This is a genomic window from Erwinia sp. MYb416 (assembly GCF_037479575.1).
GTDB classification, from domain to species: Bacteria; Pseudomonadota; Gammaproteobacteria; order Enterobacterales; family Enterobacteriaceae; genus Erwinia; species Erwinia rhapontici.
Genome location: NZ_JBBGYT010000441.1, coordinates 523,255 through 537,743, shown reverse-complemented (window position 1 = coordinate 537,743; position 14,489 = coordinate 523,255). Strand labels below are relative to the sequence as shown.

Genomic DNA, 14,489 nt, shown 5'->3' with positions numbered 1-14,489 from the left:
CCGGCGTTGCCGGGTCAACGGTCAATGCCGACATTATTAGCAGGAGTGTTTCACCATGGATCTTACCGTCATGATCCCAGAGCTACTCTCGGCCTTGCCGTTAACGCTCGCGATTATGTTTGTAGCGCTCATCGCTGGCTTCGTGCTGGCACTGATTGCCACAACCTTCAGGGTTCGCAGGGTACTGGTGCTCAGCCAACTGGCCGACCTTTACGTCTCCTATGCCCGCAGCGTGCCGGTGGTATTGCAGCTGTTCGTGGCGTTCTACGGCCTGCCTGTTTTTGTTGCCCTGTTTGATATGAAAGATTTCGTCACGCCCACGCTGGCGTCAATGGTTGGGCTGAGTCTGTATCACGGCGGCTATCTGTCAGAGGTGATTCGCCCGGCCTGGCTGGCGGTTGAACGCGGCCAGCATGATGCCGCAGACAGCCTGGGTTACAGCTTCTGGCAAAAACTCACCCGCGTCGCCGGGCCACAGGCATTGCACATTGCGTTACCGGGTTACGGCAATGCGGTGATCTACATGATCCACAATGTGGCGCTGGTGATGTATATCGGGGCTGCCGATATCATGGCGACCGCGCACCTGGTGATGGAGCGGGATTACAACCAGTATCAGTTCAGCACCTATCTGGTGTTGGGGGTGATTTACTCCCTGCTGTGCCTGATTTCCTGGCTGATTGTGCGCGTCTTCGAGCGTCGGTTCTCTCGCTACACCTCGAAAACCGCCCCGTCCAGAATTAAGCTCACGGCGAGCATCTGACTGAAGAAGGTGATTAACCATGTTTGATTTAGATGTCTTGCTGCCGGATTTTTTAAGCATTATGGACGCTGTGCCATTAACGCTGATGATGGCTGTGACGATTTTTATCTTCTCGACGCTGGCAGGGGGTCTGTTTGCCCTGATCGAATACCGACAAATCCCGGTGCTGCGACAACTGGTTGTCGGTTACAAGGTGGTGTTTAAAGGCGTGCCGATGGTGGTGATGATTTTCCTTGCCTACTACGGTCTGCCTCCGGCACTGCATTTCAGCGCATCGCTGGTCGGTGTTGACTATAACGGCCACTCCATGCCGAACTGGGTGATCGTTATCGTGGCGCTCACGGCCTGCGTGGCCGCCTTCCAGGCCGAAGTGATCAAAGGGGCGCTGAACTCCTTTGATACCGGGCAGTCGGACGCCGCGCGTTCGCTGGGCTACTCCAACGGCCAGCTGTTCCGGCGCGTGCTGTTTCCTCAGACGATCATTGCCGCGATCCCGGATCTGGCAAACTCCTTTATGGTGATCATGAAGGCGCTCTCGCTGGCCTTCGCCATTGAAGTAGTGGATATCTTTGCGCAGGCACAGCTGACGGCGGCACTGAACTATTACTATCTTGAAGCGTTCCTGGTGGCGGTGGTGTTCTATATGGTGATCGCCTGGGTGATCACCAAAGTGGCTGACAAACTGGAAGCACGGCTCAGGATCAGAACCTGATTATCGCGGGTTTCGCAAAGGCTTATCGCCCTGGCACGTTGCCGGGGCGATTGTCGTCAGGCGCACTGACAGCGGAAAGTTACTTCTTGGTTGCAGACGGGGAAAACCGTTTCACCCGGCTGGTGGGCAGGGTATTGGCGGGATCATCAGGCCACAAATGCTTTGGATAACGCCCTTTCATCTCTTTTTGCACTTCCCGATAGGCACCCGACCAGAATGCTGCCAGGTCCCGCGTTATCTGCAACGGCCGATGCGCCGGGGATAACAGCTCCAGTACCAGCGGCACGCGTCCGTTCGCCACGCTTGGGTTCTTCGCCTCGCCGTACATCTCCTGCAAACGCACCGCCAGCGCCGGGGGCTTATCCTGATGATAGTGAACAGGTAAGCGGCTACCGGTGGGCACGACATAATGAGTCGGCAGTACCGCGTCCAGCTGCTGGCGCTGCGCCCAGCTCAGCAGCTGCGCTAGCGCGCTGGTCACATCGAGCTGTCGCAATCCTTTACCATCACGCACACCGCTCATTGCCGGCAGCAGCCATTGTTCCAGCGATGCCAGCAACGCAGGCTCCTCTGCATCGGGCCAGTCCCCTTCCGGTAACCATTGCGCGGCACACACCAGACGTAAGCGCAGCTGTTCTGCCTGCGGTGTCCAGTTGAGCACCGACAACCCTTTCGCCCGCACCCAGCGCAGCATCGCGGTATGCAGCTCACCTTCCTCAGGTTTTGCCAGCGGCTGGGATTTCAATACCAGCTGGCCGATCTGCTCGCGCCGCCAGGCACGCAAGGTGCCTTTTTCTTCATCCCATTCAACCTCAGTCTGCTGCTGCACCAGCTCAGGACACTGACTGACCAGACGCTCAATATCCAGCGGTAACGCCTGTAGCATACGTGCATCCGGCTGGCTGTTTCCCTGCAACAGGGCCGGGGCGATCAGCCATTCATGGCGAGTTAAACCGTCTTCACGATCGAGCGAAGCACCGCTGCCGTTCGCTAACTGATAGCGCCCGTCCACACCACGCCGCCGTGCAATCCGGTCTGGAAACGCCGCCGCCAGCAACGGCGCAATAAGATCGTCGTCAGCCCGTCCTCCGGTGATGTTTAACCGTTGCTGAAGCTGACGTGCGCGGCGCTGCCACTGTGGCAGGCGGCGATGAAAACTGTCACGCAGATCCGTGCTGCCGCGCACCGGCTCCTCCAGCATCGCCACCAGCTCCGCAGCGGTAGCTACCGCATTCGCCTCCTGCCCCGCCGCCATCAGCAGCGCAGCAAAGCGCGGCTCACTGCCCAGCGTCGCCATTTTTCGCCCGCGCGACGTCAGGCGGCCTTCATCATCGGTTGCGCCCAGCTGGCGCAGTAACTGTCGGGCGGCCGCAATCCCTGCCGCCGGAGGCACATCCAGCCACTTCAGCTGGCTGACCTCCAGGCATCCCCACTGCAACAGATCGAGCCACAGCGCAGCCAGATCGCTGTTGAGGATTTCCGGTTCGCTATGGGCAGCGGCACGCTCCGCCTGTTCACGGGCAATCAGATGCAGACAGATGCCGGGCTCCAGACGCCCGGCACGTCCGGCGCGCTGGGTCATTGATGCCTGGCTGACGCGCTGCGTTTGCAGGCCGGTCACGCCGCTGCGCAGATCAAACTGCGCGCTACGTTCCTGAGCGCTGTCCACCACCAGGCGAATGCCTTCAATCGTCAGGCTGGTTTCCGCAATATTGGTCGCCAGCACCACTTTACGCCGCCCGCCAGGGGAAGGCAGGATCGCCCGGCGCTGTTCCGCCAGCGACAGCGCGCCGTAAAGCGGGCAGAGGTCAACGTCGCTGGCGACTCGTTCGGCCAGTTGCGTTTGCACGCGCTGAATTTCGGCCACGCCGGGCAAAAAAAGCAGCATCGAACCCGACTCTTCATTCAATAACTGGCTGGCCTGCCGCGCCACCGCCTCTTCAAAACGCAGGTTGGCCGCCAAAGGCTGATAACGGCGCTCCACCGGAAACGATCGCCCCTCTGAGCTGATCAACGGTGCCTCGGGTAACCTTTCGCGCAGCCGTGAGTTGTCCAGCGTCGCTGACATGATCAGTACTTTCAGGTCATCACGTAATCCCCCCTGCACATCCAGCAGCAACGCCAGTGCCAGATCGCCTTGCAGGCTGCGTTCGTGGAACTCATCGAGGATCACCAGCGACACACCGTCCAGCATCGGGTCCTGTTGCAGCATGCGCGTCAGGATCCCCTCCGTCACCACTTCCAGGCGGGTATGTTTTCCGCTGCGGCTTTCACCCCGCATACGGTAACCCACGGTGGCACCCGGCTCCTCCCCCAGCAGTTCGGCCAGCCGTTGCGCCACATTACGTGCTGCCAGCCTGCGGGGTTCAAGCAGCAGAATACGCCCGTCAAAACCGGCCTGTTGCAGGATTTGCAGCGGCAGCCAGGTGGATTTCCCGGCCCCGGTGGGCGCAGCCAGCAACACCTGCTGCGATGTCTGCAAGGCGGCCAGCAGCTCAGGTAATACGACACTGACGGGTAATGAACTCACGTTTTGCTCCAGAACAACATGGTCTAATTTTTGCGGGCATTGTAGCATTGCCCGCGAGGGATTGACCGCAGGACGCAATGCGTGTTTGCAACTATCCACCCTATTCATCTGCCTGTCACATTTCTGCGCAACGCTACGCAGCCTGACGTGCTGCTGCCGGGCAATTTACGATAAGGAATTCCTATGTAATTTACGCCCGGACTGCTGTCAGCACGACTGGTTAAACGTTATAAACGCTTTCTGGCCGATATTGTGACGCCCGAAGGAGAGGCCCTGACCATCCATTGTGCCAATACCGGTGCGATGACCGGATGTGCCACGCCGGGCGATACGGTCTGGTACTCGACATCGGCCAGCCTGACGCGGAAATATCCGCACAGCTGGGAGCTGACGCACACGCAGCAGGGGCACTGGATTTGTGTTAATACCCTGCGCGCTAATGGACTGGTACGTGAAGCACTCGCCGCCGATCGGATTCCAGAGTTATCCGGTTACGATAAAATCGTACCTGAAGTGAAATACGGCAGCGAAAACAGCCGGATTGACTTCCTGTTACAGGCGGATAATCGCAGTAACTGCTATATTGAAGTCAAATCCGTGACGCTATTACAGCAGGGTAAAGGGTATTTTCCGGATGCGGTGACCGAGCGTGGCCAGAAGCATTTGCGCGAACTCATGCAGATCGCGCAATCGGGCCATCGTGCGGTACTGTTCTTCGCCGTTCTGCATTCGGGGATTGAGGACGTTTCCCCGGCGCGTCATATCGATGTACGCTACGCGGAACTATTGGCACAGGCACAACAGAGTGGCGTTGAACTGCTCTGTTATAAGGCGCAGTTATCACCCGAAGGGATCAACCTGCACAGCCCCCTGACGGTAGAGTTGTAAAATTTAGCGCAATTTGTTTTGATACGGCAAATCTGCATTTCCAACCGATTTCAAACGGCAGAAAAAGGGCAACCGAAAGAATCTCCCAATGCTTACATCATGTTAAGTGCAGGGGGAAAAAGAAGAAGCCAACATCGCTGTGGATTGAGAGAGGAAGATGAGCCGCGCTAAATACGCTTTTCCTCACATGCTTGTCAATAGATGTTCAGGAATAATTGCTAACCTTGACCGCTTCTGTTATTTATAGCGGCCTGTTTTTTCCCCTTAGTGGGATCGATACCCGAAGATTCGGGTTGCAGGGTGGCTGCTAACGCACCTGCAGCTTAAAGACAAAGGGTGTAGTGCGTGTTATCCAGGAGAAACAACATGCAAGAAGGGCAAAACCGTAAAACATCGTCCCTGAGTATTCTCGCCATTGCTGGTGTGGAACCATACCAGGAGAAGCCGGGCGAAGAGTATATGAACAAAGCCCAGCTGGAGCACTTCAAGAAAATTCTTGAAGCCTGGCGTAACCAGCTTCGGGATGAAGTGGACCGCACTGTTTCGCATATGCAAGATGAAGCCGCTAACTTCCCGGACCCCGCTGACCGCGCAACTCAGGAAGAAGAGTTTAGTCTTGAACTGCGTAACCGTGACCGTGAGCGCAAGCTGATCAAAAAGATCGAGAAGACGCTGAAGAAAGTGCTGGATGACGATTTTGGCTACTGTGATTCCTGTGGTGTTGAAATCGGTATTCGTCGCCTTGAAGCACGTCCAACGGCTGATCTTTGCATTGACTGCAAAACGCTGGCGGAAATCCGCGAAAAACAAATGGCCGGTTAACGGCGCATTGATTGTGCAGTGAAGCAGGGAGCGGTTTCCGCTGCCGCTTCACTGCCTCTCTTATTCATGATGTCATCATCTTATATTGGGCGCTTCGCCCCCTCCCCGTCTGGCGACCTGCATTTCGGCTCACTGATTGCTGCTTTAGGCAGTTACCTACAGGCACGTGCGCAACGTGGCCTCTGGCGTGTCCGTATTGAAGATATCGACCCTCCCCGCGAAATTCCCGGCGCCGCAACGCGTATCCTGAAGCAGTTGGAAGATCACGGGCTGGAATGGGATGGCGATGTGCTGTGGCAGTCGCAACGCCATGACGCTTACCGTGCAGCACTCCACGATCTGCAACGGCAGGGTCATGGCTATTACTGCACGTGTACCCGTAGCCGGATCCAGCAAACAGGCGGACTGTATGACGGCCACTGCCGCACGCTAGGTCATGGCCCGCATCAGGCTGCGCTGCGTTTAAAAGTCGACCATCCGGTGCTGGCGTTTAACGATCGGCTGCGCGGGCGGGTTGAGGCCGATCCTGCACTGGCACGTGAAGACTTTATTATTCATCGCCGTGATGGGCTCTTTGCCTACAATCTGGCGGTGGTGGTCGACGACCATTTTCAGGGCATCACTGAAGTGGTGCGCGGGGCAGACCTGATTGAACCCACGGTGCGCCAGATAACGTTGTATCAACAGTCTGGCTGGACTGCGCCCGCACATTTACATCTGCCGCTGGTGCTTAATCAAGACGGCAATAAACTGTCCAAGCAAAATCATGCCCCGGCATTGCCCGCAGGCGATGCACGCCCGGCACTGGTTGACGCATTGCGTTTTCTCGGCCAGACCGTCACCGCTGGCTGGCGCGATTTAACGCTAACAACACTATTACAGCAGGCCGTTGATGGCTGGGATTGCGAAAAAATCCCCATTAACGATGCCAGGCTGGCGCATACCGCGACTTCGGCATTCTCAAACGGCTCACTCTGAGCTATGATTAGCCGCTGTTTTTACTGACCAGATTTCAATGTCACTATCGAGGTGTCCCATTTTTACCCGAGTTGCTAATTTTTGCCGGAAAGTCCTCAGTCGTGATGAGGTGGCGCCAGCCGTGGTCGAGGAAGTGCGCCAGATGGCCATCGTTCCGCGTGACGCCCATAACATCTCGCGCAAGGACATCAGTGAAAATGCCCTCAAGGTTCTGTATCGCCTGAATAAAGCCGGATATGAAGCCTACCTGGTAGGCGGCGGCGTGCGCGATTTGTTGCTGGGTAAAAAACCGAAAGACTTCGATGTGACCACCAATGCCACGCCGGACCAGATGCGCAAGCTGTTCCGCAACTGCCGCCTGGTTGGCCGTCGCTTTCGTCTGGCACACGTGATGTTTGGCCCCGAAATTATCGAGGTTGCCACCTTCCGTGGGCATCACGAAGCCGAACAACAGGTCGCCGATGACCGCAACAGCTCGCAGCGCGGCCAGAACGGCATGCTGCTGCGCGACAATATTTTTGGTTCAATTGAAGATGACGCCCAGCGCCGCGATCTGACCATTAACAGCCTGTATTACAGCGTGGCTGACTTCTCCGTACGTGATTACGTTGGTGGGCTCAGCGATCTGCAGCAAGGCATTATTCGCATGATCGGCGACCCGGAAACCCGCTACCGTGAAGACCCGGTGCGTATGCTGCGCGTAGTGCGTTTTGCCGCCAAACTGGATATGAGCATCGCGGCCGAGACAGGTGAACCTATCCCGCGTCTGGCAACGCTGCTGAATGATATTCCCCCGGCGCGTCTGTTTGAGGAAACCCTTAAACTGTTGCAGGCGGGCTACGGCCACAATACCTACCTGAAACTGCGTGAACACCAGTTGTTCCAGCCGTTGTTCCCAATCATCACTCGCTACTTCACCGAACAGGGTGACAGTAATATGGAGCGGATGATCCTTCAGGTGCTCAAAAACACCGACAGCCGCATCCACAACCAGATGCGTGTTAATCCGGCGTTCCTCTTTGCCGCCATCTTCTGGTACCCACAGCTGGAAGCGGCACAGAAAATTGCTCAGGAAAGCGGCCTCGCTTATTACGATGCCTTCGCCCTGTCGATGAATGATGTGCTGGATGAAGCCTGTCGTTCGCTGGCGATCCCAAAACGTATTACCACGCTGGTGCGTGACATCTGGACGCTGCAACTCCGCCTGTCACGCCGTCACGGCAAACGTGCGTGGAAGCTGATGGAGCATCCTAAGTTCCGTGCCGCCTACGACCTGCTGGCACTGCGTGCTGAAGTGGAACATAACCACGAGCTGCAACGACTGACCACATGGTGGAGCGAGTTCCAGGTTTCTGCGCCACCGCAGCAGAAAACCATGCTCAATACCCTGGGCGACGATCCGGTGCCACGCCGTCGTACGCGCCGTCCGCGTAAACGCGTACCGGGCAGCCCACGTCGCGATCATAATAACGACGCATGATCCGTGTTTATCTGGCGCTGGGCAGTAATCTGGCCGACCCGTTGCATCAGGTGCAGTCTGCACTGAATGCGCTGGCGGCCATTCCCGATACTACGTTGGTTGCCACCTCGTCCCTCTACCGCACCCCACCTTACGGTCCGCCGGATCAGCCTGATTTCCTCAACGCCGCCGTGGCGCTGGATACCCGACTTGACGCTGAATCCCTGCTGAACCATACCCAGCGTATTGAGCTGGAGCAGGGCCGCGTACGTAAAGCACACCGCTGGGGGCCACGCACCCTCGACCTGGATATCATGCTGTTTGGTGAGCAGACGCTGAACACGCCGCGCCTGACAGTGCCGCATTATGATATGCACAACCGCGCCTTTATGCTGCTGCCGTTACTGGAGATAGCGCCAGAGCTTTGCCTGCCAGATGGCACGCGGCTGGCGGATATTCTGGCCACCCTCGACAGCAGCAGTATCCGGCGCTGGTAAAGCATAAGGGTCGGGCATGCCCGACCCCTACGGAAAAATCACACGTCTGTTCCCACCCCAACGGAAAAATCGCACGTCTGTTCCCACTCCACGGGAAAATCGCACGTCTGTTCCCACTTCTACGGTAAAATCACACGTCTGTTCCCACCTCTACGGGAAAATCACACGTCTGTTCCCTTACCCGTAGGGGCGAGGCATGCCTCGTCCGCGACAGTGCTGACATGCCTCGCCCGCGACCATGCTGACCTGCCTCACCCGCGACAGTGCTGACATCCCTCTTCCCTTCCTTTAAGATACTGCCCAACTGGATTTTATTAGGTGGAATGATGAAACCGACAACTGTCTCGACCCTGCATCAGTGGAAACAACAGGGGCGTAAATTCGCCTCAATTACCGCGTACGATTTCAGTTTCGCCAAACTCTTTGCCGATGAAGGCATTGAAGTGATGCTGGTCGGGGATTCGCTCGGCATGGTCGTACAAGGCCATGACTCCACACTGCCCGTGACGGTTGCAGATATTGCCTATCACACTCAGGCAGTGCGCCGTGGCAGCGCCAATGCCCTGCTGCTCGCCGATCTGCCGTTTATGAGTTACGCCACACCGCAACAGACTTTTGATAACGCCGCGCAGCTGATGCGTGCCGGGGCCAATATGGTCAAACTGGAAGGCGGGAAATGGCTGGCAGAAACGGTAAAACAGCTGACTGAACGCGCAGTGCCCGTTTGCGGGCATCTGGGTCTGACGCCCCAGTCGGTCAATATTTTCGGCGGCTACAAAGTCCAGGGGCGCTCCAGCAGCGATGCTGACCGCCTGCTGGATGATGCGCTGGCGCTGGAAGCCGCAGGTATGCAACTGGTAGTACTGGAGTGCGTGCCGGTTGCACTGGCGCAGCGTATTACCGAAGCACTGACCATTCCAACCATCGGCATTGGTGCGGGTAACGTTACCGATGGTCAGATCCTGGTGATGCACGACGCCTTTGGCATCACCGGCGGCCATATCCCCAAATTCGCCAAGAACTTCCTCGCTGAGGCTGGAGAAATCCGCGCTGCAGTGCGCCAGTATGTGGCAGAAGTGGAAGCCGGAAGCTATCCGGCTGCCCAACACAGTTTCCAGTAACCGAGGAGTAAGCCGTGCTGATTATTGAAACCCTGCCGCTGCTGCGTCGTGAAGTGCGGCGCTGGCGCCAGGATGGCAAGCGTATCGCGCTGGTTCCCACGATGGGTAACCTGCATGACGGGCATATGACGCTGGTCGACGAAGCACGCGCGAGTGCCGATATCGTCGTGGTGTCGATTTTCGTTAACCCGATGCAGTTCGAACGCGCTGATGACCTGGCACGCTACCCGCGTACGTTGCAGGAAGATTGCGAAAAGCTGAATCGCCGTGGCGTTGACCTGGTGTTCTCTCCTGCCCCTGGCGACGTTTACCCGCAAGGTCTGGGTGAACAGACCTTCGTTGAGGTTCCCGGCCTCTCCACGCTGCTGGAAGGTGCCAGCCGTCCCGGTCACTTCCGTGGCGTCTCCACCATCGTCAGCAAGCTGTTTAATCTGGTGCAGCCCGACCTCGCGTGCTTTGGCGAAAAAGATTATCAGCAACTGGCGCTGATCCGCAAAATGGTGGCGGATATGGGCTACGATATTGACATCGTTGGTGTGCCAACCGTGCGCGCCAAAGATGGCCTGGCGCTCAGTTCGCGTAACGGTTACCTCACCGCCGATGAGCGCAAAATTGCGCCCGTGGTGAGCAAGGTCATGAACGGTATTGCGGAAAAACTGAGCCAGGGTGAACGCCATGTGGACACACTGATTGCAGAGGCCGAAAACGCCCTCAGCGATCAGGGGTTACAGCCTGACGGCCTGGCGATTGTCGATGCCGATACGCTGCGACCGCTGAATGTCGACAGCCAGCGCGCAGTCATCCTGATGGCGGCGTGGTTGGGTAAAGCGCGTTTGATTGATAACCAACAGGTTGATCTGACGCAGTAGACAGCCGCGCCCTCTCAGGCAATACTGACGACCGTTTTTTTGAATTGATTGCAGAGTGACTCTTTATGAAACGTACTATGTTGCAGGGCAAACTTCACCGGGTCAAAGTGACTCAGGCGGACCTGAATTACGAAGGTTCCTGCGCCATCGACCAGGACTTCCTCGACGCTTCCGGCATTCTGCAATACGAAGCGATTGATATCTATAACGTGAACAACGGCCAGCGTTTTTCCACCTATGCGATTGCTGCCGAACGGGGTTCAAAAATCATTTCGGTGAACGGTGCGGCAGCGCGCTGTGCCTGCGAAGGGGACCTGCTGATTATCTGTTCTTACGTGCAGATGTCCGATGCCGAAGCGCGTGAATGGCAGCCTAAAGTGGCCTATTTTGAAGGCGACAACCAGATGAAGCGCCTGGCGAAAGCCGTGCCGGTTCAGGTCGCGTAAGTGATATTTAACGGGCCGATCGGAAAAATGATCGGCCCCTTTGTGACCTGTAGGGGTTGACCCTCTTTTTCGGTCAACCCGCTATCTCACATTAAGTACGTAACCCGCGTCCCCGCTGAATTAACACCCACACCAGCGCATAGAACACCACGATAAACGCCACCAGCACGCCCAGCGTAAACACCAGAGGCACATCGTTAATCCCCAGGAAACCATAGCGGAAGCCACTGATCATATAGACAATCGGGTTCAGCTTAGACACCATCTGCCAGACCGGTGGCAACAGCGTCAGCGAGTAGAACACGCCCCCCAAATAGGTCAGCGGCGTCAGCACAAAGGTCGGGATCAGACTGATATCATCGAAGGTCCGGGCAAATACGGCGTTCAGCAGACCCGCCAGTGAGAACAGCACCGCCGTCAGCACCAGCGTAACCGCCACCATCAGCCATGAATGCACCTGGAACGGCACGAAGAACAGTGAAATCGCCGTCACCAGCACACCCACACAGATACCGCGCGCCACACCGCCGCCCACGTATCCGGCAATGATCACGTGCGTCGGCACCGGTGCCACCAGCAGTTCTTCAATGTTGCGCTGGAACTTGGCGCTGAAGAAGGATGAGGCCACGTTGGCATAGGCATTGGTGATCACCGCCATCATGATCAAACCCGGCACGATAAACTGCATATAGCTGAAACCGTGCATTTCACCGATGCGCGAACCAATCAGGTTGCCGAAAATAATGAAATAGAGCGTCATAGTGATCACCGGCGGCACCAGCGTCTGAATCCAGATGCGCGCGAAACGATTCACTTCCTTGCCCCAGATGCTTTTCAGCGCCACCCAGTACAAATGTGTCATGCTTTATCTCCTTTGCGACCGTTCACCAGGTCGACAAACAGCTCCTCAAGACGGTTGGCTTTGTTGCGCATACTGAGCACCTGAACCCCCTGATGACTCAGCTGGCTGAACACACTGTTCAGCCCCTGCTCACGCAGCACTTCCACTTCCAGCGTTGAGGTATCCGCCAGACGATACTGGAACCCTTCCAGCTTCGGCAGCGGGCTTTTTGGCGCGAGGTCGAGGATAAAGGTTTCTGATTTCAGCTTAGAGAGCAGGCCTTTCATCGAGGTGTTTTCCACCAGCTCACCGCGCTGGATAATGCCGATATTGCGGCACAGCATCTCGGCTTCTTCCAGATAGTGGGTGGTGAGAATAATGGTGGTGCCCTGGGCGTTCAGCTCCTGCAGGAAAGTCCACATTGAGCGACGCAACTCGATGTCGACACCCGCGGTGGGTTCATCGAGGATCAGCAGCTTAGGCTCATGCATCAGCGCACGGGCAATCATTAAACGGCGCTTCATCCCACCGGAGAGCATCCGCGCACGTTCGTTGCGTTTCTCCCACAGATCCAGCTGTTTGAGATACTTTTCAGCGCGTTTCTGCGCTTCCGGTTTTTCCACGCCGTACAGTCCAGCCTGGCTGACCACAATCTGTAGCACCGTTTCAAACTGGTTAAAGTTGAATTCCTGCGGCACCAGGCCCAGTTGACGCTTAGCGTTAACCACATCCTGCTGGAGGTCGTAGCCAAACACGCGCACCTTACCGGCGGTTTTATTGACCAGCGAACTGATAATGCCAATGGTGGTGGACTTCCCTGCGCCGTTAGGCCCCAGCAGTGCATAGAAGTCACCGGCTTCTACCGCAAGGTCGATTCCTTTGAGCGCCTGAACCCCACCTGCGTAGGTTTTGGTTAGCTTTTCAAGCTCCAGTGCATAAGTCATAGATTAAAGAGTGCCCTGTTTTGTTGTGGTTTCTTGTTTGTCATTTTCAATTGCGCCGCATTACCCTATATTACTGTACGCATTTCGAGTTATTGGCCGACACCATTATGAAAGACATTGATACCCTTATCAGCAACAACCGCCAGTGGTCCAGGTTGCTGAAAGAGGAAGATCCCGGTTTCTTTGAGCGCCTTGCTCAGGCACAAAACCCCCGTTTTCTCTGGATTGGCTGTTCAGACAGCCGCGTACCTGCCGAGCGCCTGACCGGGCTGGAGCCGGGTGAACTGTTCGTTCACCGTAACGTCGCTAACCTGGTGATCCATACTGACTTAAACTGTCTTTCGGTCGTGCAATACGCGGTTGAAGTGCTGGAAGTGGAACACATTATTATTTGTGGTCACTACGGCTGCGGCGGCGTTAAAGCGGCAGTTGAAAATCCAGAGCTTGGCCTGATCAACAACTGGCTGCTGCATATTCGCGATTTGTGGTACAAGCATAGTTCGTTACTGGGTGAGCTGCCGCCAGAAAAGCGTTTCGACAAACTGTGTGAAATCAACGTGATTGAGCAGGTGTATAACCTGGGTCACTCGACCGTGATGCAGTCAGCGTGGAAACGCGGGCAGAAGGTCAATATTCATGGCTGGGTTTACGGCATCATGGATGGTTATCTGCGCGATCTGGGCGTCAGCTCAACCAATCGTGAAACCCTGGAACAGCGCTATCGCCAGGGCATTGCTAACCTGCTCAATGACCCGGACCTTAATCCTTAAGCGGCACATATTATTATAGGCCGGAGGATCCGGCCTTGGTCGATTGTGCTCTGCCGGATTATTCGTCCAGCATGACCACTTTGCCCACATAGGGCAGGTGGCGATAGCGCTGAGCGTAGTCAATACCATAGCCCACCACAAACTCATCGGGGATGGCGAAGCCAACATATTCTACTGGCACATCCACTTCGCGACGCGACGGTTTATCCAGCAGGGTACAGATCGCCAGCGACTTTGGCCCACGCAGGCTGAATATCTCACGCACTTTGCTCAACGTATTACCTGAATCGATAATATCTTCGACGATCAGTACGTCTTTGCCACGGATATCTTCATCCAGATCTTTCAGGATTTTCACATCACGCGTGCTTGAGGTGCCATTGCCGTAGCTGGACGCCGTCATAAAGTCGACTTCGTGAGAAACATCGATCGTGCGGCACAGGTCGGCCATAAACATAAAGGAGCCACGCAGCAGGCCCACCAGCACCATGTCGCTGCCGCTGTCACGGTAGTGGTCACTGATTTGCTTGCCGAGTTCGGCAACGCGGGATTTGATCTCAGCTTCGGAGATCATCACTTCAACGGTGTGTTTCATAGATAGTGGTTCGTCGATTGTTCAGGGAAAGCGGTGAAGTTTATCACACTTCGTCGCTTTCCCTCACTGTTGCGCAACGTCGCTTACCGCCCCCGCACCACAGACATATAGACTGCCATACGTTCAGACAGCCCTATTTCATATGGCTTTTTGATTTAACCATAGAGCGATTATTCATTTATCTCTCACTCCTGCCACATGCTAGCTTATGCGCAACAATAATAAGTCACAGGCCTGATAGCCGGAGTTTGCAT

15 protein-coding genes are annotated in these 14,489 nt (G+C 56.1%); 11 read left to right on the top strand and 4 right to left on the bottom strand.

Annotation, left to right across the window (positions count from 1 at the left end):
• Positions 1–55 precede the first annotated feature (55 nt).
• Positions 56–763, top strand: coding sequence for an amino acid ABC transporter permease (locus tag WH277_RS25950; protein WP_159336913.1), 708 nt, complete (start codon positions 56–58; stop codon positions 761–763).
• A gap of 19 nt (positions 764–782) precedes the next feature.
• Positions 783–1,475 carry an amino acid ABC transporter permease gene (locus WH277_RS25945; protein ID WP_339455262.1) on the top strand — a complete coding sequence of 231 codons (693 nt, stop codon included), beginning with the start codon at positions 783–785 and terminating at the stop codon, positions 1,473–1,475.
• A gap of 79 nt (positions 1,476–1,554) precedes the next feature.
• Here the strand turns inward: WH277_RS25945 and hrpB are convergent, their stop codons facing one another.
• Positions 1,555–4,005, bottom strand: coding sequence for an ATP-dependent helicase HrpB (hrpB, locus tag WH277_RS25940; protein ID WP_339507335.1), 2,451 nt, complete (start codon positions 4,003–4,005; stop codon positions 1,555–1,557).
• Between the two features lie 201 nt (positions 4,006–4,206).
• Between hrpB and sfsA the strand changes: the two genes are divergently transcribed.
• The 8 genes from sfsA to panD all read left to right on the top strand — a co-directional run bounded on the left by sfsA (position 4,207) and on the right by panD (position 11,085).
• Entirely contained in the window at positions 4,207–4,893 is a 687-nt protein-coding gene (gene sfsA, locus WH277_RS25935; protein ID WP_339507353.1) for a DNA/RNA nuclease SfsA, read from the top strand.
• Between the two features lie 366 nt (positions 4,894–5,259).
• Positions 5,260–5,715, top strand: coding sequence for an RNA polymerase-binding protein DksA (gene dksA / locus WH277_RS25930; RefSeq protein WP_133842225.1), 456 nt, complete (start codon positions 5,260–5,262; stop codon positions 5,713–5,715).
• A 69-nt stretch (positions 5,716–5,784) separates the two neighbouring features.
• On the top strand, positions 5,785–6,693 hold the full coding sequence (gene gluQRS / locus WH277_RS25925; protein ID WP_339507352.1) for a tRNA glutamyl-Q(34) synthetase GluQRS: 909 nt from the start codon (positions 5,785–5,787) through the stop codon (positions 6,691–6,693).
• A 58-nt stretch (positions 6,694–6,751) separates the two neighbouring features.
• Positions 6,752–8,173 (top strand): polynucleotide adenylyltransferase PcnB, encoded by a 1,422-nt coding sequence (gene pcnB, locus WH277_RS25920; RefSeq protein WP_207105627.1) that lies wholly within the window; start codon positions 6,752–6,754, stop codon positions 8,171–8,173.
• Positions 8,170–8,649: a 2-amino-4-hydroxy-6-hydroxymethyldihydropteridine diphosphokinase gene (gene folK, locus WH277_RS25915; RefSeq protein WP_133842227.1), complete on the top strand. Its 480-nt coding sequence runs from the start codon at positions 8,170–8,172 to the stop codon at positions 8,647–8,649. The genes pcnB and folK overlap by 4 nt, the downstream gene beginning before the upstream one ends.
• A gap of 326 nt (positions 8,650–8,975) precedes the next feature.
• Entirely contained in the window at positions 8,976–9,770 is a 795-nt protein-coding gene (panB, locus tag WH277_RS25910) for a 3-methyl-2-oxobutanoate hydroxymethyltransferase (RefSeq protein WP_133842702.1), read from the top strand.
• A gap of 14 nt (positions 9,771–9,784) precedes the next feature.
• A complete protein-coding gene (gene panC, locus WH277_RS25905) occupies positions 9,785–10,639 on the top strand; it encodes a pantoate--beta-alanine ligase (protein WP_339507334.1) in 855 nt (284 codons plus the stop codon).
• A 65-nt stretch (positions 10,640–10,704) separates the two neighbouring features.
• Positions 10,705–11,085: an aspartate 1-decarboxylase gene (gene panD / locus WH277_RS25900; protein ID WP_133842229.1), complete on the top strand. Its 381-nt coding sequence runs from the start codon at positions 10,705–10,707 to the stop codon at positions 11,083–11,085.
• Positions 11,086–11,176: 91 nt separating this feature from the next.
• Here panD and WH277_RS25895 read toward each other — a convergent pair whose 3' ends face one another.
• Entirely contained in the window at positions 11,177–11,947 is a 771-nt protein-coding gene (locus tag WH277_RS25895; protein ID WP_159336910.1) for an ABC transporter permease, read from the bottom strand.
• Positions 11,944–12,870, bottom strand: a complete 927-nt coding sequence (locus WH277_RS25890) for an ABC transporter ATP-binding protein (RefSeq protein WP_133842231.1) — start codon at positions 12,868–12,870, stop codon at positions 11,944–11,946. Before WH277_RS25890 ends, WH277_RS25895 begins: the two co-directional genes overlap by 4 nt.
• A 107-nt stretch (positions 12,871–12,977) precedes the next feature.
• Between WH277_RS25890 and can the strand changes: the two genes are divergently transcribed.
• Positions 12,978–13,640, top strand: a complete 663-nt coding sequence (gene can / locus WH277_RS25885) for a carbonate dehydratase (RefSeq protein WP_133842232.1) — start codon at positions 12,978–12,980, stop codon at positions 13,638–13,640.
• Positions 13,641–13,698: 58 nt separating this feature from the next.
• Here can and hpt read toward each other — a convergent pair whose 3' ends face one another.
• Positions 13,699–14,235: a hypoxanthine phosphoribosyltransferase gene (gene hpt, locus WH277_RS25880; RefSeq protein ID WP_133842233.1), complete on the bottom strand. Its 537-nt coding sequence runs from the start codon at positions 14,233–14,235 to the stop codon at positions 13,699–13,701.
• Between the last annotated feature and the right edge of the window lie 254 nt (positions 14,236–14,489).

Coding starts and splice junctions, on each gene's coding strand:
- WH277_RS25890 (WP_133842231.1), bottom strand. CDS start 12,870: ATGACTTATGCACTGGAGCTTGAAAAGCTAACCAAAACCTACGCAGGT.
- gluQRS (WP_339507352.1), top strand. CDS start 5,785: ATGTCATCATCTTATATTGGGCGCTTCGCCCCCTCCCCGTCTGGCGAC.
- panD (WP_133842229.1), top strand. CDS start 10,705: ATGAAACGTACTATGTTGCAGGGCAAACTTCACCGGGTCAAAGTGACT.
- folK (WP_133842227.1), top strand. CDS start 8,170: ATGATCCGTGTTTATCTGGCGCTGGGCAGTAATCTGGCCGACCCGTTG.
- can (WP_133842232.1), top strand. CDS start 12,978: ATGAAAGACATTGATACCCTTATCAGCAACAACCGCCAGTGGTCCAGG.
- hpt (WP_133842233.1), bottom strand. CDS start 14,235: ATGAAACACACCGTTGAAGTGATGATCTCCGAAGCTGAGATCAAATCC.
- WH277_RS25945 (WP_339455262.1), top strand. CDS start 783: ATGTTTGATTTAGATGTCTTGCTGCCGGATTTTTTAAGCATTATGGAC.
- panB (WP_133842702.1), top strand. CDS start 8,976: ATGAAACCGACAACTGTCTCGACCCTGCATCAGTGGAAACAACAGGGG.
- dksA (WP_133842225.1), top strand. CDS start 5,260: ATGCAAGAAGGGCAAAACCGTAAAACATCGTCCCTGAGTATTCTCGCC.
- WH277_RS25895 (WP_159336910.1), bottom strand. CDS start 11,947: ATGACACATTTGTACTGGGTGGCGCTGAAAAGCATCTGGGGCAAGGAA.
- WH277_RS25950 (WP_159336913.1), top strand. CDS start 56: ATGGATCTTACCGTCATGATCCCAGAGCTACTCTCGGCCTTGCCGTTA.